Source organism: Phenylobacterium sp., from assembly GCF_030693625.1.
GTDB classification, from domain to species: Bacteria; Pseudomonadota; Alphaproteobacteria; order Caulobacterales; family Caulobacteraceae; genus Phenylobacterium; species Phenylobacterium ferrooxidans.
Window position 1 is genome coordinate 29,274 of sequence record NZ_JAUYAF010000012.1, and the last position, 21,282, is coordinate 50,555.

22 protein-coding genes and 1 tRNA gene are annotated in these 21,282 nt (G+C 68.0%); 10 read left to right on the forward strand and 13 right to left on the reverse strand.

What is annotated here, in order from left to right:
* Window positions 1-7: 7 nt before the first annotated feature.
* Together Q8N10_RS01735 and mscL are read right to left on the reverse strand one after the other, a co-directional pair.
* Window positions 8-652 (reverse strand): phosphoribosylanthranilate isomerase, encoded by a 645-nt coding sequence (locus Q8N10_RS01735; RefSeq protein ID WP_304776501.1) that lies wholly within the window; start codon window positions 650-652, stop codon window positions 8-10.
* A gap of 31 nt (window positions 653-683) precedes the next feature.
* Complete coding sequence (gene mscL / locus Q8N10_RS01740) at window positions 684-1,106, reverse strand: large-conductance mechanosensitive channel protein MscL (RefSeq protein WP_304776400.1); 423 nt, start codon at window positions 1,104-1,106, stop codon at window positions 684-686.
* Window positions 1,107-1,194: 88 nt separating this feature from the next.
* Here mscL and Q8N10_RS01745 point away from each other — a divergent pair, with 88 nt between their 5' ends.
* Complete coding sequence (locus Q8N10_RS01745; protein WP_304776402.1) at window positions 1,195-2,028, forward strand: aminoglycoside phosphotransferase family protein; 834 nt, start codon at window positions 1,195-1,197, stop codon at window positions 2,026-2,028.
* A 3-nt stretch (window positions 2,029-2,031) separates the two neighbouring features.
* Here Q8N10_RS01745 and Q8N10_RS01750 read toward each other — a convergent pair whose 3' ends face one another.
* The 4 genes from Q8N10_RS01750 to aroA form a co-directional block, all read right to left on the reverse strand.
* Window positions 2,032-2,316, reverse strand: a complete 285-nt coding sequence (locus Q8N10_RS01750) for an integration host factor subunit beta (protein ID WP_304776405.1) — start codon at window positions 2,314-2,316, stop codon at window positions 2,032-2,034.
* 290 nt (window positions 2,317-2,606) lie between these two features.
* Window positions 2,607-4,487 (reverse strand): 30S ribosomal protein S1, encoded by a 1,881-nt coding sequence (gene rpsA, locus Q8N10_RS01755; RefSeq protein ID WP_305663860.1) that lies wholly within the window; start codon window positions 4,485-4,487, stop codon window positions 2,607-2,609.
* A 6-nt stretch (window positions 4,488-4,493) separates the two neighbouring features.
* Window positions 4,494-5,144 carry a (d)CMP kinase gene (cmk, locus tag Q8N10_RS01760; RefSeq protein WP_304776408.1) on the reverse strand — a complete coding sequence of 217 codons (651 nt, stop codon included), beginning with the start codon at window positions 5,142-5,144 and terminating at the stop codon, window positions 4,494-4,496.
* 322 nt (window positions 5,145-5,466) lie between these two features.
* Window positions 5,467-6,789 (reverse strand): 3-phosphoshikimate 1-carboxyvinyltransferase, encoded by a 1,323-nt coding sequence (gene aroA / locus Q8N10_RS01765; RefSeq protein ID WP_305663858.1) that lies wholly within the window; start codon window positions 6,787-6,789, stop codon window positions 5,467-5,469.
* Between the two features lie 116 nt (window positions 6,790-6,905).
* Between aroA and Q8N10_RS01770 the strand changes: the two genes are divergently transcribed.
* Window positions 6,906-7,385, forward strand: a complete 480-nt coding sequence (locus tag Q8N10_RS01770; RefSeq protein ID WP_304776412.1) for a TIGR02300 family protein — start codon at window positions 6,906-6,908, stop codon at window positions 7,383-7,385.
* A gap of 129 nt (window positions 7,386-7,514) precedes the next feature.
* Window positions 7,515-7,590: transfer RNA gene (locus tag Q8N10_RS01775), tRNA-Ala, on the forward strand.
* A 49-nt stretch (window positions 7,591-7,639) separates the two neighbouring features.
* Here the strand turns inward: Q8N10_RS01775 and Q8N10_RS01780 are convergent.
* Complete coding sequence (locus tag Q8N10_RS01780; protein ID WP_304776415.1) at window positions 7,640-8,602, reverse strand: AraC family transcriptional regulator; 963 nt, start codon at window positions 8,600-8,602, stop codon at window positions 7,640-7,642.
* Window positions 8,603-8,902: 300 nt separating this feature from the next.
* Between Q8N10_RS01780 and Q8N10_RS01785 the strand changes: the two genes are divergently transcribed.
* The 3 genes from Q8N10_RS01785 to Q8N10_RS01795 all read left to right on the forward strand — a co-directional run bounded on the left by Q8N10_RS01785 (window position 8,903) and on the right by Q8N10_RS01795 (window position 11,958).
* Window positions 8,903-10,702, forward strand: a complete 1,800-nt coding sequence (locus Q8N10_RS01785) for a PAS domain-containing methyl-accepting chemotaxis protein (RefSeq protein ID WP_304776418.1) — start codon at window positions 8,903-8,905, stop codon at window positions 10,700-10,702.
* Between the two features lies 1 nt (window position 10,703).
* Window positions 10,704-11,168, forward strand: coding sequence for a chemotaxis protein CheW (locus tag Q8N10_RS01790; RefSeq protein WP_304776421.1), 465 nt, complete (start codon window positions 10,704-10,706; stop codon window positions 11,166-11,168).
* A 205-nt stretch (window positions 11,169-11,373) separates the two neighbouring features.
* Window positions 11,374-11,958: a pyridoxamine 5'-phosphate oxidase family protein gene (locus Q8N10_RS01795; RefSeq protein WP_304776424.1), complete on the forward strand. Its 585-nt coding sequence runs from the start codon at window positions 11,374-11,376 to the stop codon at window positions 11,956-11,958.
* A 14-nt stretch (window positions 11,959-11,972) separates the two neighbouring features.
* On the opposite strand, the gene rpiB is transcribed toward Q8N10_RS01795, so the two are convergent.
* Both rpiB and Q8N10_RS01805 read right to left on the reverse strand, forming a co-directional pair.
* Window positions 11,973-12,425, reverse strand: coding sequence for a ribose 5-phosphate isomerase B (gene rpiB, locus Q8N10_RS01800; RefSeq protein ID WP_304776426.1), 453 nt, complete (start codon window positions 12,423-12,425; stop codon window positions 11,973-11,975).
* Between the two features lie 40 nt (window positions 12,426-12,465).
* On the reverse strand, window positions 12,466-14,496 hold the full coding sequence (locus Q8N10_RS01805; RefSeq protein WP_304776429.1) for an ATP-binding protein: 2,031 nt from the start codon (window positions 14,494-14,496) through the stop codon (window positions 12,466-12,468).
* Between the two features lie 245 nt (window positions 14,497-14,741).
* Between Q8N10_RS01805 and Q8N10_RS01810 the strand changes: the two genes are divergently transcribed.
* Window positions 14,742-15,161, forward strand: coding sequence for an Hsp20 family protein (locus Q8N10_RS01810; RefSeq protein ID WP_304776431.1), 420 nt, complete (start codon window positions 14,742-14,744; stop codon window positions 15,159-15,161).
* A gap of 45 nt (window positions 15,162-15,206) precedes the next feature.
* The gene (locus Q8N10_RS01815) at window positions 15,207-15,461 is read left to right on the forward strand and encodes a DUF1150 domain-containing protein (RefSeq protein WP_304776433.1); all 255 of its coding nucleotides are present in this window, start codon (window positions 15,207-15,209) and stop codon (window positions 15,459-15,461) included.
* Between the two features lie 419 nt (window positions 15,462-15,880).
* Here the strand turns inward: Q8N10_RS01815 and Q8N10_RS01820 are convergent, their stop codons facing one another.
* From Q8N10_RS01820 to Q8N10_RS01830, 3 genes are all read right to left on the reverse strand, one after another.
* Window positions 15,881-16,345 carry a PTS sugar transporter subunit IIA gene (locus tag Q8N10_RS01820; RefSeq protein WP_304776435.1) on the reverse strand — a complete coding sequence of 155 codons (465 nt, stop codon included), beginning with the start codon at window positions 16,343-16,345 and terminating at the stop codon, window positions 15,881-15,883.
* 144 nt (window positions 16,346-16,489) lie between these two features.
* On the reverse strand, window positions 16,490-17,140 hold the full coding sequence (gene hpf / locus Q8N10_RS01825) for a ribosome hibernation-promoting factor, HPF/YfiA family (protein WP_304776438.1): 651 nt from the start codon (window positions 17,138-17,140) through the stop codon (window positions 16,490-16,492).
* Window positions 17,141-17,171: 31 nt separating this feature from the next.
* The gene (locus tag Q8N10_RS01830) at window positions 17,172-17,798 is read right to left on the reverse strand and encodes an exopolysaccharide biosynthesis protein (RefSeq protein ID WP_304776440.1); all 627 of its coding nucleotides are present in this window, start codon (window positions 17,796-17,798) and stop codon (window positions 17,172-17,174) included.
* Between the two features lie 272 nt (window positions 17,799-18,070).
* Between Q8N10_RS01830 and Q8N10_RS01835 the strand changes: the two genes are divergently transcribed.
* Both Q8N10_RS01835 and Q8N10_RS01840 read left to right on the forward strand, forming a co-directional pair.
* Complete coding sequence (locus Q8N10_RS01835; protein WP_304776443.1) at window positions 18,071-19,114, forward strand: aspartate-semialdehyde dehydrogenase; 1,044 nt, start codon at window positions 18,071-18,073, stop codon at window positions 19,112-19,114.
* A gap of 19 nt (window positions 19,115-19,133) precedes the next feature.
* Window positions 19,134-19,763 carry a glutathione S-transferase family protein gene (locus Q8N10_RS01840; RefSeq protein ID WP_304776445.1) on the forward strand — a complete coding sequence of 210 codons (630 nt, stop codon included), beginning with the start codon at window positions 19,134-19,136 and terminating at the stop codon, window positions 19,761-19,763.
* Here the strand turns inward: Q8N10_RS01840 and rpoN are convergent.
* Window positions 19,760-21,250 carry an RNA polymerase factor sigma-54 gene (gene rpoN, locus Q8N10_RS01845; protein WP_304776447.1) on the reverse strand — a complete coding sequence of 497 codons (1,491 nt, stop codon included), beginning with the start codon at window positions 21,248-21,250 and terminating at the stop codon, window positions 19,760-19,762. The two genes, Q8N10_RS01840 and rpoN, sit on opposite strands and share 4 nt — an antisense overlap.
* Window positions 21,251-21,282 lie beyond the last annotated feature (32 nt).

Genomic DNA, 21,282 nt, shown 5'->3' on the forward strand with positions numbered 1-21,282 from the left:
AATACGTTCAGGCGCGGCGTACGGCTTCAAGAAACGCCGTGATCAAGGCCGGGTCCTTTAGGCCGGGACCGCGCTCCACGCCAGAGGAAACGTCCACCATGGGCGCGCCCGACAGCCGCACGGCGTCGACGACGTTCCAGGGATCGAGGCCGCCGGCCAGGAACCAGGGCCGCTGGAAGCGGTGGCCCATCATCAGGGTCCAGTCGAACCGCGCGCCGTTGCCGCCGGGCAGCTCGGAATCCTGCGGCGCCTTGGCGTCGAACATCAGGTGGTCGGCGGCCGCCTCATAGGCCTTGGCGGCCGAGAGATCGTGGGCGGTGGAGATCGACAGGGCCTTGATGATCCCGGCACCCGTCCGCGCGGCGATGGCGCGGGCCCGCGCCGGGGTCTCGGCGCCGTGCAGCTGGAACAGGTCGGGCTTGAGGATCGCGGCCAGGCGGTCGACCAGTTCGTCATCCGGATCGACGGTCACCGCCACGATCTTCACATTGCGGGCGCGGGCCTCGGCCGTCAGCCGCTCGGCGGCGTCGGGGGTGATGTTGCGGGGGCTCTTGTCGAAGAACATGAAGCCGATGAAGCCCACTCCGCCGGCCACGGCGGCGCTCACCGTCTCGGGCGTGGAAAGTCCGCAGATCTTGGTGGGCACGGTCATGGAGCCGATAAGGGCTATCACGCCCTCGAATTCAAGACTTGGCCTGGTTCTTCAGCAGGTCGCGGATCTCGGCCAGCAGGGCCTCCTGCGGCGGCGGCGCGGGTTTTTCGGCCGGCGGCGTCTGGGCGTCCCGGCGCCGCACGGCGTTCACCGCCTTGACGATCAGGAACACCACCCAGGCCACGATCACGAACTTGATCATGGTGTTGAAGAAGGCGCCGTACTGGATGGCCACCAGTTCGTTGGCCTTGGTGATGGGGTTGTCCGGCTTGAGCACCAGTTGCAGGTCGGAAAAGTCGACCCCGCTCAGCAGCAGGCCGATGGGCGGCATCACCACCTGGTCCACCAGGCTCTTGACGATGTCATTGAAGGCCGCTCCGACTATCACGCCGACGGCCAGGTCGATCACATTGCCGCGGGCGACGAACTCGCGGAATTCGGAGAAGATGCTCATGGTGACGCTCTGGCCCAGGGATGTGGCAGGATCATGAGCAGGCTGAATCGGGTCAAGCATGGGCGAGCAGGCGCTGAAGCATTTCGGTGTGACCGAGGCAGATCTGCTGGGCGCGGGCGACCAGAGCCGCGCCTACAGACTGGGCGAGGCCAGCGTGCTGCGCGTGTTCTCCACCCAGACCCCCCTGACCCAGGTGCGGGCCCTGGACGCCTTTTACCGCGGGCTCGACACGCGGGCGGTCACCTTCGCGGTCCCACGTTTCGACGAGGTTCTCCAGGTCGGCGAGGCCACCTGCGTGGTGGAGGCGCGAATCCCGGGGATGGCATTGAGCCGGTTCCTGGCGCGCGCCAGGCCGGAGGACCGCAAGCGGGCCTTGGCCAACTACATGGTGGCGGCCGGCGAAATCCAGGCCATCGCTTTCGATGCGCCTTACCACGGCCAGATCCTGGGGCCGGCCCCAGTCCGCGCCGAGAGCTGGCCGGCCTATCTGGTTAGCCGGGTGGCGGCCTCGCTGGTCGATGCGCCCTGGGCCCAGGCCGATCTGACAGCTCCGGCTCGCGTCCTGGAACTATTCGACGGCCTGGCTCAGGCCCGCGCCGGCGCGCCGCGCAGGCTGGCGCATGGAGACTATCATCCCGGCAATGTCTTGGTGGACGAGGCGGGCGCGGTCACCGGTGTCATCGACTTCAGTGTCCAGGCGGTGATGGGCGACCCGCTACTGGACCTGACGTCCGCCGCCTTCTTCCTCGATGACAAGGCCGACCGCGCCTACGCGGCCAGCCAAGCGGAAGGGATCGCGGGCTTCGAAGAGGCCACCCGGCTCTACTGGCTCTATTACAGCTTTTTCTATCTCAGCTCGAAGGCGACCAAGCCGGCGCTCTACGCCCTCTGTGCCCGCAGCCTGAACAGGGCTCTGGACTGACGCTTATTCGTCGGCGTTGAGCCGCTCGCGCAGTTCCTTGCCGCTCTTGAAGAAGGGCACGTGCTTGGCGCGGACCTCGACGGCCTCGCCGGTGCGCGGATTGCGGCCGGCCCGGGCGTCGCGCGAGCGAACAGACAGCGCGCCGAAGCCACGCAGCTCCACCCGGCCGCCGTTCTCCAGGGCCTGGATCATGCGCTCAAGGACCACTCCCACCACGCGCTCGATATCGCGCTGGGTGAGGTGCGGGTTTTCCTCAGCGAGCTTGGCGATCAGCTCAGACTTGATCATGCCTTCTTCCGGTCTTTCGGCTGCGGAACATGGTCGAGTCCCTGAGGATGTTCAAGGCAGGAAAAGGGTTTACGGCCCAGTGATGACAATCAGCGCCAAAAGCTTGGGCTCACTTGTCCCAAATCGGGGCCGGGAAAGGGTTGGCTGGCGAAATGCCGATCTGCGTCGAGCACCCGACGCAGGCATAGGCCGCGCGGTCAACTCAGGATAGTGCGGTTCGCGAAAAAGAAAACGGCGGACCGGTTTCCCGATCCGCCGCTCCCTAGAACATCTGCGAGAGGCTCGAACGATTAGTCGTTCTTGGCCTTCTCGCGCAGGGCCGCGCCCAGGATGTCGCCCAGCGAGGCGCCGGAGTCCGACGAGCCGAACTGCTCGATGGCTTCCTTTTCCTCGGCCATTTCCAGGGCCTTGATCGACAGACCGACCTTGCGGGCGGCCTTGTCGACATTGGTCACCTGGGCGTCGACGCGGTCACCCACGGCGAAGCGTTCCGGGCGCTGGTCGGCGCGGTCGCGGGACAGGTCGGACTTGCGCACGAAGGCGCTCATCGGGGCGTCGTCCTCACCGAAGCGAACCTCGATGCCGCCGGTGGTGACTTCCGTCACCGTGACGGTGATGGTCTGACCCTTGCGGAAGAAGTCGCCCACCATGGGATCGCCGGCCAGTTGCTTGATGCCGAGCGAGATACGTTCCTTCTCGACGTCGACGTCCAGCACCCGGGCCTTGACCATTTCGCCCTTGTGATACTTGGCGATGGCTTCTTCGCCCGACGCCGTCCAGTCGAGGTCCGAAAGGTGGACCATGCCGTCGATGTCGTTCTCCAGGCCGATGAACAGACCAAACTCGGTGGCGTTCTTGACCTCGCCTTCCACGGTCGAACCGACCGGGTGCGCGGCGACGAACGCGTCCCAAGGATTGTCCATGGCCTGCTTGAGGCCCAGCGAGACGCGACGCTTGGACGGATCGACGTCCAGGACCACGACCTCAACCTCTTGGCTGGTGGAGACGATCTTGCCCGGGTGGACGTTCTTCTTGGTCCAGGACATTTCGGACACGTGGACCAGGCCCTCGACCCCGGCTTCCAGCTCCACGAAGGCGCCGTAGTCGGTGATGTTGGTGATCCGGCCGGTGAACTTCGCGCCCACGGGATACTTGGCTTCCACGCCGTCCCAGGGGTCGGACTGCAGTTGCTTCATGCCCAGGCTGTTGCGCTGGGTGTCGGGGTTGATCTTGACGATCTGCACCTTGACGGTGTCGCCCACGGCCAGGACCTGGCTCGGGTGGTTGACGCGCTTCCAGCTCATGTCGGTGACGTGCAGCAGGCCGTCGATGCCGCCCAGGTCCACGAACGCGCCGTAGTCGGTGATGTTCTTGACCACGCCTTCGCGGATCTCGCCTTCCTGCAGCTGGGAGACCAGCTCGGTGCGCTGTTCGGCGCGGGCTTCCTCGAGGATCGCGCGACGGGAAACAACGATGTTTCCCCGGGGCCTGTCCATCTTGAGGATCGCGAAGGGCTGTTCCTTGCCCATCAGCGGGCCGACGTCGCGCACGGGGCGGATGTCGACCTGGCTGCCGGGCAGGAAGGCCGAGGCGCCGCCGAGGTCGACGGTGAAGCCGCCCTTCACGCGGCCGACGATGGAGCCCATCACCGGTTCGTTCTTCTCGTAGACGCCTTCCAGACGGGTCCAGGCCTCTTCGCGGCGGGCCTTGTCGCGGCTGATGACCGCTTCGCCCATGGCGTTCTCGACGCGCTCGAGGAAGACCTCGACGGTGGAGCCGACCACGATGGGGGCGGGATCATCGCCTTCCTGGTTGAATTCCTTCAGGGACACGCGGCCCTCGGTCTTCAGACCCACGTCGATGATCGCGAAATCCTTCTCGATCCCGACCACGATCCCCTTGACCACCACGCCTTCCATGAAGTCGCGGCCGCCCATGGACTCGTCCAGCAGGGCGGAGAAGTCGTCGCGGGAGGGAGACAGGCTCATATCGTCAGCCATAATATTCTTTCGTCTTTCAGATGACGCCGTCCGTGAAACGGATCTGGTCCGACACGCTCGTCGCGTTCGGAGTCCCGGCGTCGGGTTAAGGGTTGCAAACCGAAGGCGTCGGGGCGGACCCCAGCGCGGTGAAAATCGCCCGCAGCCATCGAGGGAAAGGCGCGTTTGGATTGCCCGTCAGGAAGTTTCCCACCGGGCTCGCGCCGCCTCGACCGTGCGGCGGGCCGCATCGGTGGCCTGCTCTATAGTCATTTCAGTGGTGTCCAGCAAGACGGCGTCGGCGGCGGCCACCATGGGGCTGTCGGCCCGGCTCCCGTCGCGTTCGTCGCGCCGGCGGATATCCTCCAGGACATCGGCCAGGCTGACCTCTTCCCCCTGCCCCTTCAGCTGCTTCCAGCGCCGCTCAGCCCGGACCTCCGGCGTCGCGGTGACATAGAGCTTGGCCGGCGCTTCGGGGCAGATCACGGTGCCCATGTCACGCCCGTCCAGCACCGCCCCCTGCGGCGTGCGGGCGAAGGCCAGCTGCAGCTCGCGCAGGGCCAGGCGCACCGCCGAATGCACCGCCACCCGGCTGGCGCACTCGCCGGCGCCGCGGGTGCGGAACTCCGGATCGTCCAGCATGGCGGCGGTCAGGGTCATGGCCACGCCGCCCGCGTCCTGCTCTGAGTCCAGGTCCTTGCCCGCCCGCCGGGTCAGCACGCCGACCGCCCGGTACAGCAGCCCGGAATCCAGCACCGGCACGTCGTAGAGCGCCCCCAGCCGGTTGGCGATCGTCCCCTTCCCCGAGGCCGCGGGCCCGTCGACGGTGATGATGAAGGGGGATTTCAAAGCGAGGTCCTATGCGTCGTCCCTTCTCCCCTTGCGGGAGAAGGTGGCCGGTCGGAGACCGGTCGGATGAGGGGTCGCGCTCCGCGTTCAGAACAAGACCCGTCATCCCGGACGGCCGCCAGGCCGATCCGGGACCGCGAAGCGGCGGCGCGAAGCAGCCACCCAGGGGCCGGGCGCACCGCCCCTGGGTCCCGGCTCTCCGCTTCGCTGCGGCCGGGATGACGTCTGAGATGGGCCGGACAGGATGATCGACCCCTCATCCGACCCTGCTCCGCAGGGCCACCTTCTCCCGCAAGGGGAGAAGGACGCGCGCTTTCAGTCCTCACGCCAGCTCCCCGCCCAGGCCGCGCATCATCTCCACGAAGCCCGGGAAGCGGGTGGCGATCGTGCCGGGCTCGTCGACGCTGACCGCGTCGTCCGAGGCCCGACCCATCACCAGGTGCGACATGGCGATCCGGTGGTCGCCCTTGGTGACCACGCTGGCGCCGCCCGCCGCCGGATGGTTGCCCCGCGCGGCCCCCACGACGATCAGGCCCTCCGGCTCCTCCTCGACCCCGATGCCGCAGGCCGAGAGCCCGGCCGCCATCAGGGCGATGCGGTCGCTCTCCTTGACCCGCATCTCGCCGATGCCGCGCATGTGGGTGGGGCCGTCGGCGAAGGCCGCGGCCACCGCCAGGATCGGATATTCGTCGATCATCGACGGCGCCCGCTCGGGGGGCACGTCGACCCCGCGCATGGCGGAATGGCGCGCCGTGACGTCGCCCACCTGCTCGCCGCCCGCGTCGCGCAAGTTCGATATGGTCAGGTCGGCCCCCATCTCCTGCAGGGTGGTGAACAGGCCCGTGCGCAGGCTGTTGAGCAGCACGCCCTCCACCGTCACCTCCGATCCCGGGGTGATCAGGGCCGCCACCAGGGGGAAGGCCGCCGAGGACGGATCCCCCGGCACGATGATCCTGGTCCCCGTCAGCGTCTGGCCACCGGGCAGGTCGATATGGCGCTCCCCATCGCGGTCCTCGACATGGATCGTCGCCCCGAAGGCCCGCAGCATTCGCTCGGTGTGGTCGCGCGTCGCTTCAGGCTCGATGACGCCCGCCCCACCCTGCGCATGCAGCCCCGCCAGCAACACCGCCGACTTCACCTGGGCCGAGGGCTCGGGCAGCCGGTAATCGATGCGCTTGAGGCTCCCGCCCTGCAGGGTCAGGGGCAGCCGCCCGCCGCTGCGCCCCGCAAACGTCGCCCCCATGTCCTTCAAGGGCTTCATCACCCGGTTCATCGGCCGCCCGCGCAAGGAGGCGTCGCCGGTGAAGGTGGCGCTGATCGGGAATCCCGCCGCCGCCCCCATGATCAGCCGCACTCCAGTGCCGGCGTTGCCGCAGTCGACCACGTCGTCGGGCTCGGCGAACCCGCCCTTGCCCTCCACCCGCCAGGCGCCGGGTCCCAGATGGGTCACGGTCGCGCCGAACGCCCGCATGGCCTGGGCGGTGCGCAGCACATCGTCGCCTTCGAGTAGCCCCTCGATCTGCGTCGTCCCCGTCGCCAGCGCCCCGAAGATGAGCGCGCGATGGGAGATCGACTTGTCGCCCGGGGCGCGCACGCGGCCCCGCAGCGGGCCGCCGCGTTTCGCGGTCAGTCCTGCCGACGTCATGGGAATGCCAAGCCTCCTTAAGGCCTTGCTGTTGTCACGAGGGGGTTTGCTTTTGACAGCGGCGCCAGCCCGTGGCAAGGGACCCGGCTTCATTCGAACCCTTAGAGGCTTAGCCCTTGGCCAATCCCGAACTGGGCGCAAAGCAGATCTGTCCGAACTGCCAAGCGAAGTTCTACGACCTTACCCGTCGTCCCGCCCACTGCCCGAAATGCGCCACCGAGTTCGACCCCGACGAGGCTGTCCGCAGCCGCCGTAGCCGCTCTCGCGTCGCCCCCACCGACCATGAGGTTGAGGACGAGGGCGAAGCCCAGGTGCGCGGCAAGTCGGAGGCCGACGACGACGAGGAAGAAGAAGAGGTCGTCACCCCGGAACTCGACGAAGTGGTCGACGCTCCGATCATCCCCGGCGACGACGATGACGACGACGCCGAACCGGGCGCCACGCCCGAGGACGAGCTCGCCGGCTTCTCCGAGGACGAGGAAGACCTCGAGGAGGACACCGACGACGTGCCCTTCCTGGAAGAAGACGACGAAGACGACTTCGACGACACCGAAATCGAGGGTCTGCCCGGCGAGGGCGACGTCGAGGACCGCTAACTATTTGCTGCGACAAGCCGCCTGCAAATTTCCTTGCAGGCGGGCTTGATCGCCGCGAACTGTCAGACTAGGTTCCGCGCCTCTTCGGGGAGGGCCTTCCAGTCCGCCCCCGGAGAAACCCGAGACCTCGGGGCTTTAGCTCAGCTGGTAGAGCGCTTGCATGGCATGCAAGAGGTCAGCGGTTCGACTCCGCTAAGCTCCACCATAACGGCCGCTTCCCACCGGAAGCGGCCGTTTCCATTTGCGGCGGGCGGCTATCGCGACCGGGTCGCGGTCTCGGAGGGCAGTTCGCCGAAACGGTCCCGATAGCGTTGGGCGAAATGTCCGAAGCTGGCGAATCCGCAGGCCAGGGCGACATCCATGACCGAGACCCCCGGCTCGCCCTCCCGCAAGCGCCTGCGCGCCTCATCCAGGCGCAGCGCCCTCAGATAGGCCATGGGCGAGGTTCCCCGCGTCTCCCGGAAGCGGGCGAAGACGCTGCGCACGCTGACACCGCAGGCCGCGGCGATCTCCTCCACGGTCAGCGGCCGGCTCCAGTTCTCACGGATATAGTCCTCCAGCAGGTCAGCCGCCGGCCGGCCGGCCGCCTTGGCGCCCCGGCTCGGCAGCCCCGGATGGTCCTCGAGGTGGTCTATCAGGAAGGCGCTCGCCAGGGCCTGGACCAGCTCGGTGATCGGCAGGGCCGCCTCGTCGGCGCCATTGGCGAACTGGTCGGCCAGGTTGTCCACCAGCCCCCGGGTCTTCCAGAAGCGCCCGGCCGGCAGGGCGCGGCCCAGGGGAAGATCGGGAAGACCCGCGAAGTCCCGTCCCGTCAGCCTCTCGGCCTTGCGGACCAGGGCGCCCTCGTCGAACTCGGCGATGATGTGGGCGTAGCCCTGGCTGTAGGCCGCGTCGAAGTCCGAACCGGGCGGAATCAGTCCGGTCGCCTCCGGCCCAAGCGCCATCTTGGTCCCGCCGAGCGTGAACTCGCTCGACCCGGACAGGACGAAGACCTGCCGGTAGCCCCCCATCGCGACAAAGCTGATCTGCGCCGGCGTGTCGTAGCGGCAATAGTGAAACCGCACGCCCTCCAGCCGCACGCCGTTGGCCAGCGCCAGGAACGGGGCCTCGGTGTCCTCGAAACGCGCCGAACCCACCCTGTAGTTGCGCCAGAGCGCTTCGGCCATCTCGCCCGGATCGGTCGCCCGGATGAAGGGGCGCGATGCGAAGGGGACCACCCCGCCCGGCCCATGAGATCGGAGGGACCCCGGGGGGCCGTCTGGCGACGACAACGCTCGATCAGGCAATATTGACACCCAGGATTGAGTTTTGGAGAGTCCAAAACTACAGGTCATACCCGTTTCGGGTATAGACTTGCACTATTGGGATAGACCAGCGTTCCCGGAACTCAGACATCTTTCACTACGTCATCCTTAAGACAGTAACGATCGCATCGGATGCCTTTCAAGACCCCTTCGGCTTCCAGGCATGCTTGCGGTTCACAAATGATGGGCTTGGCGAGGTTGAGGGAGAAGATCATGTTCGGCATCCATGCGGGATCTGGCGGGAACGCGGCCGCGACCCTCGAGGCCCTGGGGCGATCCCTCGCCATCATCGAATTCGATCCCAAGGGCGCGATCCTCTCGGCCAATGAGAACTTCTGCGCCGCGCTGGGCTACAGCCTCTCGGAGATCAAGGGCCGCCACCACAGCCTGTTCGTCGATCCTGAAGAGGCGCGCGGCCCCGACTACGCCGCCTTCTGGGCCAAGCTGGGCCGTGGCGAGTTCGACTCTGGGGAGTATCGCCGCAACGGCAAGGGCGGTCGCGAGGTCTGGATCCAGGCCTCCTACAACCCGGTGAAGAACGCCAGGGGCGCGGTCGTCAAGGTCGTGAAGATCGCCACCGACATCACCGCCCAGAAGCTGCGGAACGCCGATTTCGAGGGCAAGATCGAGGCCGTCTCCCGCGCCCAGGCCATGATCGAGTTCACGCTCGATGGCGACATCCTCGACGCCAACGAGAACTTCCTCAAGGCGCTCGGCTACGATCTCGCCGAGATCAAGGGCCGCCACCATCGGATGTTCGTCGAGCCGCAGTTCGCTCAGAGCGCGGAGTATCACGACTTCTGGCGGCGGCTGAACGCCGGGGAGTTCGTGGCCGCCGAGTTCAAGCGGATCGGCAAGGGCGGCCGCGAGGTCTGGATCCAGGCCTCCTACAACCCGATCTTCGACTCCGACCGCAAGGTCCTCAAGGTGGTCAAGTTCGCCACCGACATCACCGGACGGATTCAAGCCGTGGACGAGATCGCCGGCGGCCTGTCGAAACTGGCCGACAACGACCTCACCTATCGGATCGCGCGCGCCATCGACCCCGCCTTCGAGAAGGTCCGCACCGACTTCAACGCGGCCATGACCACCCTGCAGGAGACCATGACGGCGGTCTCAGCCTCCACCAGCAGCGTCGGCGTCGGCGCCGACGAGATCGCCAGCGCGTCGGACGACCTGTCGCGCCGCACCGAGCAGCAGGCCGCCAGCCTGGAGGAGACCGCTGCGGCCCTGGACCAGATCACCGCCACTGTCCGGCGCAGCGCGTCAGGCGCCAAGCAGGCCTCCGGCGCCGCCTCCAGCGCGCGCGCCGAGGCCCAGCGCTCCGGCGAGGTGGTGGGCGAGGCCGTCGCGGCCATGGGCGAGATCGAGGGGTCGTCGCGCCAGATCTCCCAGATCATCGGCGTCATCGACGAGATCGCCTTCCAGACCAACCTCCTGGCCCTGAACGCCGGGGTCGAGGCCGCCCGCGCCGGCGAGGCCGGTCGCGGCTTCGCGGTGGTGGCCTCCGAGGTCCGGGCCCTCGCCCAGCGCTCGGCCGACGCCGCCAAGGAGATCAAGTCCCTGATCGCCACCTCCTCCGCCCAGGTCGAGCGCGGGGTGAAGCTGGTGGGCGAAACCGGCCAGACCCTGTTGGGCATCGCCGAGAAGGTCGCCGAGATCGACGGCCTGATCGCCGAGATCGCCCAGTCCTCCCAGGAACAGGCCACCGGGCTCAACCAGGTCAACACCGCGGTCAATCAGATGGACCAGGTCACCCAGCAGAACGCCGCCATGGTGGAGCAATCCACGGCCGCGGCCTCCAACCTGCGTAACGAATCCCGCGAACTCGTGCGGCTGGTCAGCCGCTTCCGGTCCGGCGCCGCGCATGGCGCGGCCCGCCTGGAGCTGGCCGACCCAGAGCGGCATGTGACCGCCCGCAATCCCGTCGCCCAGCAGCGGAGTCGGTTGAAGGGGGCGTTCGGCTCGGCGGCGGTGGCCGAGGCGCCGGCCGGCGAGTGGACCGAGTTCTGACATGCCGCGCCTCGAAACCCCCACCGATGGCGCCCTGGAACTGATCTCCTTCGAGATCGCCGGGCAGGAATTCTGCATCGACATCCGCTCCGTGCGCGAGATCCGCGGCTGGACCCCGACGACCCGCATGCCCCACACGCCGCCCTATGTCCTGGGGGTGATCAATCTGCGCGGCCTGGTCATGCCGGTGATCGACCTGCGCCGCCGGCTGGGCCTGGGGGAAACCGAGGCCTCGTCCCGCCACGTCTTCGTGGTGGTCCAGCACGAGGACAGGGTGATCGGTCTGATGGTCGATGCGGTGCAGGAGACCTTCCTGGTGGACACCGCCCTGCTGCAGACCCCGCCCGACATGGACTGCGAGCCCGGCGCGGCCTTCGTCGACGCCATCATCCCCCTTGAGGGTCGCATGCTCAGCCGCCTGGTCGTCGCCGCCCTGCTCCCAGCCCACGAGCGCCTGGCCGCCTAGGGCGCGTCCGGGGTCCGCCATTTTCAAAACCGTCATCCTCGGGCTTGCCCTCGGGGCAAGCCCGAGGATGACGATAGAGGGAGTGGGGGCGCGGCCGGCCCTCCTGTTCGTGTGGTTCGTGTGGTTCGTGGTCCCAATTCTTCTGGCCGTGACGCCGCGAGGCGGATCAAGATCATCCACGAACCACACGAACGGGGCCTAACCCATGTCGATGTACCACCCGGGCCAACGCGACCTGCAGGACGCCTTCGGCAGCCGCGCCCTGGCCGACCGGCTGGAGGAGACCCTGCGCCATGACGCCTTCACCGACCGGGACGCCGCCTTCATCGCGCAGCAGAGCTTCTTCTTCCTGGCCACCGCCGACGATCAGGGCCGGCCCGACTGCTCCTTCAAGGGCGGTCCCGCCGGCTTCGCCCGGGTCATCGCGCCGGACGCCCTCATCTTCCCAGACTATGACGGCAACGGCATGTTCCGCAGCCTCGGCAACCTGACCGCCAATCCCAATGTCGGCCTGTTGTTCCTGTCGATCGGCGAGCGGCCCCAGCGCCTGCGGGTCAACGGGACCGCCGAAGTCCTGCACGATGACCCGCTGCTGGCGCAAATCCCCGGCGCCCAGCTCCTGGTGCGGGTGACGCCGCGCGATATCTTCCCCAACTGCCCGCGCTACATCCCGACCCTGACGGTCACCGCCCCCTCGGTCCACGCCCCGGAGGCCGACAAGCCGGTGGTCGAAGCCGACTGGAAGGCCCACCCCATGTTCGCCGACGTGGTCCCGCCGCGACGGGTCTAGGCGTCGGAGCGCCCCTACCCCTCCAGCGCCGCGATCATCTCCACCCGCGGCCCATGCCGGCCGCCGTCGAACGGGGCGGCCAGGAACGCATCGACGATGTCGAGCGCCAGGCCCTCGCCCACCACGCGGGCGCCGATCGCCAGCATGTTGGCGTCGTTGTGCTGGCGGATCATGCGGGCCGAGAAGGTCTCGGAGCAGACCCCGCAGCGGACACCCCTGATCTTGTTGGCCGCCATCATGATCCCCTGGCCCGTACCGCACAGGATGATCCCGAACCGGCAGTCGCCGGCGGCCATGAGCCGCGCCGCGGCCGCGCCGTGCTCGGGATAGGGGGTGCTCTGCGGCGTCGTGGGCCCGATATCCACCACCTCCCAGCCCTGGGCGGCGATATGGCCGGCGATAGCCTGCCGCAGTGCGATGGCGGAGTGGTCGCTGGAAAGCACGACACGGCGGTTGCTGGCGGTCATGGAGAGGTCGTCCCGTTGTGGAGGAATTGGCGGAGTCGGGTCAGGCGCCGGTCCCCTTCAGCACCTCAGCCACCCGGAGCGCCAGGGTTGGCCCATCGAAGGGCTTCTGAAGAATCGCGACGCCCTCGATCGCCCCCTCCAGGGCGACGCTGTCCAGGTGTCCGGAGACCACCAGCAGCTTCTGGTGGGGCCGCATCTGTCGGGCCCGACGGGCCACCTCGGCGCCGTTCAGTCCGGGCATCAGGAAGTCCAGCACGAACAGGTCGGGGTCGATGTCGGCCAGGGCGTTGAGCGCATCCTCCCCATTCGCCGCCTGGAAGACCACATAGCCCCGGGCTCGCAGGTTCTCCACCAGGACCTGGCGGACGCTCTCATCATCGTCGAGCACCAGAATGCGGCGCCCGTCGGCGAGGACGGGCTCGGGCGCCGCGATCGCGGGCGCGGAGGCGACCTCGGAGGCCGCCGGCAGGATAAGCTCCACCCGCGTCCCCTTGCCCACTTCGCTGTGAATCTTCACCTCGCCCCCGCACTGGCGGGCGAAGGCGTAGACCTGGGCGAGGCCAAGACCTGTCCCCTTGCTTACCGCCTTGGTGGTGAAGAAGGGATCGAAGGCCTGATGCAGGACCTCCGAGGTCATGCCCTGTCCCGTATCGCTGACGGCCAGGACCACACGAGGCGTGGCCTTGCCCGCGCGGCGGTGATCGACCAGCGCGCCCGTGAAGGTGAGCCGCCCGCCCTCGGGCATGGCGTCGCGGGCGTTGACCGCCAGGTTCAGCAGCGCGAGTTCCAACTGGTTTCGGTCGGTGCTGACCCAACGCGCCTCCGGCGCCACCTGCACCCGAATGGCCACGCCCGGGCCCAGGGACTGATCCAGCAGTTCCGACATGCCGTCCAGGGTCGCCGCGATATCCACCGGCTCGACCCCGAGCTTCTGGGTGCGCGAGAAGGCCAGCAGGCGTGAGGTCAGCTTCGCGCCACGCTGGGCGGCGTCCAGGGCGCCCTCAAGGTAACGGCGGTTGGGGTCTTCCGCCGGGGCCCGCCGCAGCACCAGGTCCAGACTTCCGATGATCGCGGTGAGCAGGTTGTTGAAATCGTGGGCGATTCCCCCGGTGAGGTGGCCCAAGGCCTCCATTTTCTGTGCCTGGCGCAGGCCCTCGTCCTCGCGGCGCACCTGGTCCATGTCGCGCAGGGTGAGCCCGATCATCAGGCCCGACAAAGCCAGGCACCCCAGGACCACCACGACCCAGATCGCCATCGACCAGTAGCGGGCCGCCTCGAAGGGCGAGGACGACACGGCCACATGGGTGGACCAGCCGGTGAGCGGCGAGGTGACGTAGCCGGTATAGGTCGGAACCCCCTCCAGGGTGACATTCCGGTAGAACCCCTCGCCGCCGCGCAGCACCGCTTCGCGCAGTTGGGCCGAGCCCGGGTGGCCCACCGTGGCCTCGTAGCGGAGGCTTCTGGAGATGAACCGTCCGGAACGGTCCACGACCGCGGCCACGACGGTTTCGGCGGGATATCTTGGCGCGGCGATATTGTGAAAGGCGCGGGGATCAAGCTCCACGGTCAGGATGTACCGCAGCTGTCCATCGCGCAGGATCGGCATGTGCAGGGCGATTCCGTGTGCGCCGGCGTCCCGCACCACCCCTTCCACAACCATGGCGGTGAAGGGCTTGCGGCCGAGAGCGGCGACATCGGGGCCGGCGGCGCGGGGCTGCGCCGAGGCCGGCCGCCTCAGGTCGAACAGCTCGAGCCCGGCGTGGGGATCCGACAGCCGGACCGTCCGCCAGCTACCCGCGGCCTCCCTGAACTCGCGCGCGCGCCCATGCGCCCGCGCGGCGTCGTCCTGCTTGATGGAATCCGCCAGGGACAACACCCGGCCCAGTCTCACCTCGGCCATGACCTGGGCGTCCACCAGACGCATGATCTCGCCGGCGCGCGCCCGGCTCAACGCCTCCAGTTCAAGGCGCCGCGTATTGACGCCGTCATAGAGCTGCAGGCCCGTGAGGATCAGCAGCGGCAACATCACCGCCGCGGCGAGGCTGATCGTCTGCCGCCGGATTCGCCGCATGTCTGCTGTACTCTAGGTAAGGTCTGCTCGGGTTCAACTGCGTGGGAACTGGAGCGTTCCTGCAGACCGCGCCATGAGCGCAAACCCAACCACGCCGCAACCGGGGCGTCCAGGGTCTGCTTCCGGCCCCAGGTCCGCGTCCCGCCATTGAAAGCCCCGCTTGCCCTCACCATTTAGGAGTCATCCGGCCGCCGCGCCGATTTCGGGCGGTGCGCCGGAGAGTCGCTTAATTTGCGAGGACTCTGATGAACCGGCCGATTGTTTTCGATAGTCCCTTCCTGCTCGGGTTCGAGCACACGCGCAGCCTCATCGAGCGCGCCGCCAAGGCGGCCGCCGAAAGCTATCCGCCCTACAATGTCGAGGAACGGGCGGGCGGCGGCCTGCGGATCACCCTGGCGGTGGCGGGCTTCACCCCCGATACCCTGCAGGTGACCCTGGAGGACCGCCAGCTGGTGGTGGCCGGCAAGCGCGACGACGCGGGCAAGGCCGAGGACGCCTATCTGCACCGCGGCATCGCCGCCCGCGGCTTCATCCGCGCCTTCGTCCTGGCCGACGGCATGGAGGTGGAGAAGGCCCTGCTGGAACACGGCCTGCTGCACATCGATCTCGACCGACCCGAGCCCGACAAGCTCATCAAGAAGATACCCATTCAAACGGCCGGCTGAACTTAGCGACCGTTACGCGCGTTGCCTTTTCAAGGAGGTGGTCTGATGACACCCAATCTTACAGTTGAAGCCTTCGCCGCCCTCGGCGGTCCCGATCTCGTCTATGTGCGCCCGATCAAGGCCTCCGAGATCCTCGCCTCGACCCCGGCCGCCCAGATCGAGGGCTTCAAGCTCGATCCGGAACAGACCCTCTACGCGGTCCACCGCGCCGACGGCGAACGCCTGGCCGTCATGACCGACAAGGACTCCGCCGTCGCCGCCGCCCTGGCCCACGAACTGGCGCCGGTCTCGGTGCACTAGGACCTAAGGTTCCTTCTCCCCTTGCGGGGCTGATAGCGGCGGGTCGCGCGTGGGACCAGCCGAACCTGTCAGACTTTATCTCGATGGTGGCTCTGCGGTGCAGGCTCGGGTTGGAGGAACTTCCTCTCCTCCCGCTCATCCCGGCGAAGGCCGGGACCCAGATGCATCACCGGCGCTCAGAATCGGGCCCCCGTTCGTGTGGTTCGTGGACAATCTGATGGGCCATTGCGGCGGCGGCGTCGAAAGGATTGGAACCACGAACCACACGAACCACACGAACGGTGGATCAGACCCGTGCACTGGCGGTGAATCTGGGTCCCGGCCTTCGCCGGGATGTGCGGGATCGAGGTCAGCGACCCCTCATCCGACGGTCTCCGACCGGCCACCTTCTCCCGCAGGGGGAGAAGGACAGAAAAACCCTAAGCCGCGCTCGACCGGGCTTCCTGCACCAGCAGCGCATGGATCGCGTCCGGAGTCCTGGCCTGGCGCAGTTGCTCGCGCAAATCAGCCTGCCGCAGCAGGCGCGACACCCGGGCCAGGGTGCGCAGGTGTTCGGTCGAGGCGTTCGGCGGGGCGAACAGGGCGAAGACCAGGTCCACCGGCAGGTCGTCGACCGAATCGAAGGCCACGGGGTGGTCCAGGCGCACGAAGACCGCGCGCATGCGCTGCAGGCCGTCCAGGCGGGCATGGGGCACGGCGACGCCATGGCCGACGCCGGTGGAGCTGGCGGTCTCGCGCTCGGCCAGGGCGTCCAGGATCACCCCGGCGTCCAGGCCGAACTGGCGCCCGGCGATCTCCGAGATGACCGCCAGCACCTGGCGCTTGTTGAGGGCGCTGACACGCGGCGCGATGGCCGCGCGTTCAAGAATCTCACCGATCAACATTGTGTCGTGACGCCCAAAACAAATCAGAGCCAGCCCGTGCGAACCAGATCGATGCACGGCCCGTGCCGGAAGCCCGGAGCGAGGCGTGACGCGAGCCCAAGGGCCTGCATCACGCTCCAGCTCGAGGGCCCCTAAACTAGGGCCCTAGGCCGAGGTTCCGTTCGCGCCGTTCCCGTGCGCCGATTTCGTGCGCTCCGGGTCGATCCAGCCGATATTCCCATCGGGCCGGCGGTAAACCACGGACAAACCCCCGTGAGCGGCGTTCCTAAACACGATTGTCTGGGATTCCGTCAAGTCCAGCTCCATCACCGCGCCGGAAACGGTCATCGTCTTGATGTCCTTTTCCGTCTCGGCGATGACCATGGCCGAGGGCAGGGCATGGCTGTCGTGCGAGGCCTGGTCCTCGTCGCCGAGGTCCCAGCCGTCCTCCTCGTCCTCGCCCTCGGGGGACTGGATAATGAAGTAGGACGCGGTCTCGGCGGCGCGCGCCGCGGCCTGCGGCGAGTGGCTTTTTAATCGTCGCTTATAGCGGCGCACCCGCGTCTCGATCTTGGCCAGCGCCGCATCGAAGGCGCCGTGGGCGTCGGCGCCCAGACCGTGACTTTGCAGCGCCTGGCCGGTGGCCAGTTTCAACGCGCAGTCGACTCTGAAGGAATGGCCCTCTCGGCTGACGACCACGTCCGCGGCGCCGCCACGGTCGAAGTACTTGCCGATAGAACCGGTGATTTCGTCGGTGACCCGCTCACGCAGGGCCTCCCCAACGGCGACATGCTTGCCGGATACTAAGACTTGCATGAAGCGACAACACGCCTGACCGCCGAAGGTGTCAAGCGCCTCCGAACCAACCCACGAGATGGTGTACGGCGGCCATCACGACGCCGGCGCTGAGGAACAGGACCGCCGCCGATGTGGCCGCCAGGGCGTAGCCCGCCAGGGCCAGCAGCCCATCCCTCTGAACCATCGAAAAGGCCAGGACGGCGATGGTCAGGGCGGGCAGCAGATTGCCCAGCGGGATGGGAAGAATCAGCACGAAGGACAGCAGGGTGCAGATCAGCCCGATCAGCCGGTCGCCCACCGGCCCGAACATGAACATCAGGCGCGGCCCCGAAACCCGCTCTATGCGCTCCAGCCAGGGCAGCAGCTTGCTGAAGCCATGGGCGAGTTCGGCCCGGCTCATCTGACGGTCGTCGAGGAACCTCGGCAGCCACAGGGTCTGGAAACCGATCACCATCTGCGGCGAGATCAGCAGCAGGGGCGCGCCAAGGATGGTGCTGGAGCCGGGGGGGAGCGGCAGCAGGTTGGGCATCGCCAGCACGAACATCAGGGCGGCGAAGGCGCGGCGCCCGAAGGAGTCGATGATCTCGCCCAGCGTCACCTTCTCCGCGGCCTGGTCGCCGAGCGCGCGGATGTGGGCCGAGAGACTCAGGTGCTGCGGAAACTCTCGGTCGGGCATGGGCTCTCATATCGCCGGGTGCGGCGTGGGCACAACGCGCGAAGGGACGATTCGTCCCGCGCTTTACAGCGGCGCCGCTTTTCGGCTAGGAGGCGCGCCATGCGGATCGCCGTCATTAAACGCGCCATTAAAACCACCGGGCTCTCGGGGCCTGGGGGTTCGCGCGTGCACGCCGCGTAGCAACCCCCAGCACCCCGCCGGAAGGTCGGGTGCTGAAAGTCTGCAAGACGGAAAGACAGCCCCGCCCTCCGGTCCCCACCGGAGAACCACCCATGTCCTTGCAAGACCTCGAACGTCCCGCCCGCCAGCGCCTGCTCAATGTCGCCATCGTCGGCGCCACCGGCGCCGTGGGCGCCGAGCTGATCGGCTGCCTTGAACGCCGCGGCTTCCCCGTGGGCCAGCTCAAGCTGCTGGCCTCGGCCCGCTCGGCCGGCAGGACCCTGGTGTTCAAGGGCCAGCCCGTGGCGGTGGAGACCCTGACCGCGGAGGCCTTCGACGGCGTGGATATCGCCCTGTTCTCGGCCGGCGCCGCCATCAGCCGCCAGTTCGCCCCCCTCGCCGCGGCCCGGGGCTGCGTCGTGGTCGACAATTCCTCGGCCTTCCGCATGGATGAGGGCACGCCCCTGGTGGTGCCGGAGGTCAATGGCGGCCTACTGGCCGGCCGCCCGATGATCGTGGCCAACCCCAACTGCGTGGCCGCCATCGCGGTGATGGCCCTGGCCCCCCTGCACGCCCGCAACCCCATCGTCCGGGTGATCGGGTCGACCTATCAGTCGGCCTCGGGCGCGGGCGCCGCGGCCATGGAGGAGCTGGAGCTGTCCACCGCCGCCTACCTCGCCGGGGAGGCCTTCACCCCCAAGGTCCTGCCGCACCCCTACGCCTTCAACGTCTTCAGCCACAACACCGCCATCGACCCGGCCACCGGCTACAATGGCGAGGAGACCAAGGTGATGGCCGAGGTCCGCAAGCTGATGGGCACGCCGGACCTGCGGGTCTCCTTCACCTGCATCCGGGTGCCGGTGCTGCGGGCCCACTCCATGGCGCTCAACGTGGAGTTCGAGGGTCAAGTAACGGCCAATGACGCCCTGTCGTGGCTCGCCGCCGCTCCGGGCATCCGCCTCGTGAACGACAATGAAAACAACCACTTCCCCATGCCCAGCGAGGCGACTGGCGTCGATGACGTGTTGGTCGGTCGGCTACGTGGTGACGCCTCCGATCCCACCGGCCGCACCCTGACCCTTTTCCTGTCAGGCGATCAGCTCCTCAAGGGCGCCGCCTTGAACGCCGTCCAGATCGCCGAGCAATATGCCTCCTGATCCCTCCACGGAGACCAACATGTACGAACTGCACTACTCGCCCGGCACGGCCAGCCTGTTGCCGCACATGATGCTCCGTGAGCTGGGCGTCCCCTTCATCCTGAAGCTGGTGGACCGGGAGGCCGGTGAGCAGGCCGGCGCCGACTACCTGAAGCTCAACCCCCACGGCCGCATCCCGGTGCTGGTGGACGACGGCCAGGCCCTCTACGAGACCGCCGCCATCGCCCTCCATCTGGCCGACCGCCATCCGGGCCTGGCGCCGGCCGTCGACGCGCCCGACCGTGCCGACTACTACAAGTGGATGGTCCGCCTGGCCAACACCACCCAGGCCGAGTTCCGGTCCTGGTTCTATCCCCATGAGTACATTGACGATCCGGCCCACGAGGCCTCGGCCAAGGCGGCGGCCGGCAAACGGATGATGGCCAATTTCAAGGTCATCGCCGGCCAGCTCGAGGGCCGCGAATGGCTGCTGCCGTCAGGGTTTTCGGCCGCCGATCTCTACCTGCTGATGATGGTGCGCTGGGGCCGCACCCTGCCCCACCCGGCCCGCGACTTGCCGGTCCTGGGCGCCCATGCGCAGCGGGTCCTGAACCGCACGGCGGTCCAGGCGACCTTCGCCGCGGAGGACCTTGCGGCGCCCTTCGTCTAGGCGTGCTTGAGGACCCGGCGGCGCTCGACCGAGGACGGGATGCGCATGGCCTCCCGGTACTTGGCGACGGTGCGCCGGGCGATATCGACGCCGGTCTCCTTGAGGATCTCGACGATCCGGTCGTCGGAATGAACCTCGGCCTCGGCCCGCTCGGTTTCGATCAACTGCTTGATCTTATGGCGAACACTCTCCGAGGAATGGGCCTCGCCGCCGTCGGAATTGGCGATGCCGGAGGTGAAGAAGAACTTCAGCTCGAACATGCCGCGCGGGGTGGCGATGTACTTGTTGGAGGTCACTCGGCTGACCGTCGACTCGTGCATGCCGATGGCGTCGGCGACGGTCTTGAGGTTCAGCGGCCGCAGGTGTTCCACGCCATAGGCCAGGAAGCCGTCCTGCTGACGGACGATCTCGCTGGCCACCTTCAGGATGGTCTTGGCGCGCTGATCGAGGCTCTTGACCAGCCAGTTGGCGCTGGCCATGCAGTCGGCCACGAACACCTTCTCCTGGTCGGTCCGGGCGCCGGCCGAGACCCGGGCGTGGTAGCGCTGGTCCACCAGCAGGCGGGGCAGGGTGTCGGAATTAAGCTCCACATGCCACAGGCCGCCCAGGCCCTCGCGCACATAGACGTCCGGCGCCACCGGCTGGCTGGGCTCGCCGCCGAAGGCCGCGCCCGGCCGGGGCGTCAGGGCCCGCAGCTCGGAGATCATGTCCTTCAGGTCGTCGTCGTCGACCCCGCAGGCCTTGCGCAGGGCCGAGAGGTCGCGCCTGGCCAGCAGATCCAGATTGTCCAGCAAGGCCATCATAGCCGGATCGCAACGGTCGCGCTCCCTGAGTTGCAGCATCAGGCACTCGCGCACGTCGCGGGCGAAGACCCCGATGGGCTCGAACCGCTGCAGCATGCGCAGCACGTCCTCCAGGAAGGTGAGGTCGCAGCCCAGCCGCCCGGCGGTCTCGGCCATGTCCACCCGCAGGTAGCCGCCCTCATCGACGCTATCGACCAGGACGGTGGCCGCCGCATACTCGATGCCGCTGAAGCCGGAGACCATCAGTTGGTCGTAGAGGTGCTCGGCCAGGGTCTTCTCGCGGGTCAGCCGCTGTTCGAAGTCGTCGGAGTCCTCGAAGGAGCCGCCCTTGCCGGCGCGGGACCAGTCCACCGCCCCGCCCGCCTCACCGGCGCCCTCGGCGTCCCCGGTGTTGCGCTCTCCCGGTGAGGCCTCTGCCTCGTGGGTGACATCCATGTGCGCCTCCGCGGCGCCCTCGGGAATGCTGTCGGAGGCGAAGTCCTCCGCGTCACGGGGGCCGGCTTCGACATCGGGTTCGGAGTCGCGTTCGTCGCGCTGGAGCAGCGGGTTCCGCTCCAGCTCGCCCTCGACATAGGTCTCCAGCTCCATGTTGGAGAGCTGCAGCAGCTTGATGGCCTGCTGCAGCTGGGGGGTGATCACCAACCCCTGGCCTTGCCGCATCTCTAAACGCGCGCCGAGCGCCAAAATCGCCTCCTGGCCTGTTTCTTGCTGGACAG

Excerpts from the sequence above, each read along its gene's own strand:
- Q8N10_RS01735 (WP_304776501.1), bottom strand. The coding sequence starts at position 652 with ATGACCGTGCCCACCAAGATCTGCGGACTTTCCACGCCCGAGACGGTG.
- mscL (WP_304776400.1), bottom strand. The coding sequence starts at position 1,106 with ATGAGCATCTTCTCCGAATTCCGCGAGTTCGTCGCCCGCGGCAATGTG.
- Q8N10_RS01750 (WP_304776405.1), bottom strand. The coding sequence starts at position 2,316 with ATGATCAAGTCTGAGCTGATCGCCAAGCTCGCTGAGGAAAACCCGCAC.
- aroA (WP_305663858.1), bottom strand. The coding sequence starts at position 6,789 with ATGACGTCGGCAGGACTGACCGCGAAACGCGGCGGCCCGCTGCGGGGC.
- Q8N10_RS01785 (WP_304776418.1), top strand. The coding sequence starts at position 8,903 with ATGTTCGGCATCCATGCGGGATCTGGCGGGAACGCGGCCGCGACCCTC.
- Q8N10_RS01790 (WP_304776421.1), top strand. The coding sequence starts at position 10,704 with ATGCCGCGCCTCGAAACCCCCACCGATGGCGCCCTGGAACTGATCTCC.
- Q8N10_RS01795 (WP_304776424.1), top strand. The coding sequence starts at position 11,374 with ATGTCGATGTACCACCCGGGCCAACGCGACCTGCAGGACGCCTTCGGC.
- rpiB (WP_304776426.1), bottom strand. The coding sequence starts at position 12,425 with ATGACCGCCAGCAACCGCCGTGTCGTGCTTTCCAGCGACCACTCCGCC.
- Q8N10_RS01805 (WP_304776429.1), bottom strand. The coding sequence starts at position 14,496 with ATGCGGCGAATCCGGCGGCAGACGATCAGCCTCGCCGCGGCGGTGATG.
- Q8N10_RS01810 (WP_304776431.1), top strand. The coding sequence starts at position 14,742 with ATGAACCGGCCGATTGTTTTCGATAGTCCCTTCCTGCTCGGGTTCGAG.
- Q8N10_RS01815 (WP_304776433.1), top strand. The coding sequence starts at position 15,207 with ATGACACCCAATCTTACAGTTGAAGCCTTCGCCGCCCTCGGCGGTCCC.
- Q8N10_RS01820 (WP_304776435.1), bottom strand. The coding sequence starts at position 16,345 with ATGTTGATCGGTGAGATTCTTGAACGCGCGGCCATCGCGCCGCGTGTC.
- hpf (WP_304776438.1), bottom strand. The coding sequence starts at position 17,140 with ATGCAAGTCTTAGTATCCGGCAAGCATGTCGCCGTTGGGGAGGCCCTG.
- Q8N10_RS01830 (WP_304776440.1), bottom strand. The coding sequence starts at position 17,798 with ATGCCCGACCGAGAGTTTCCGCAGCACCTGAGTCTCTCGGCCCACATC.
- Q8N10_RS01835 (WP_304776443.1), top strand. The coding sequence starts at position 18,071 with ATGTCCTTGCAAGACCTCGAACGTCCCGCCCGCCAGCGCCTGCTCAAT.
- Q8N10_RS01840 (WP_304776445.1), top strand. The coding sequence starts at position 19,134 with ATGTACGAACTGCACTACTCGCCCGGCACGGCCAGCCTGTTGCCGCAC.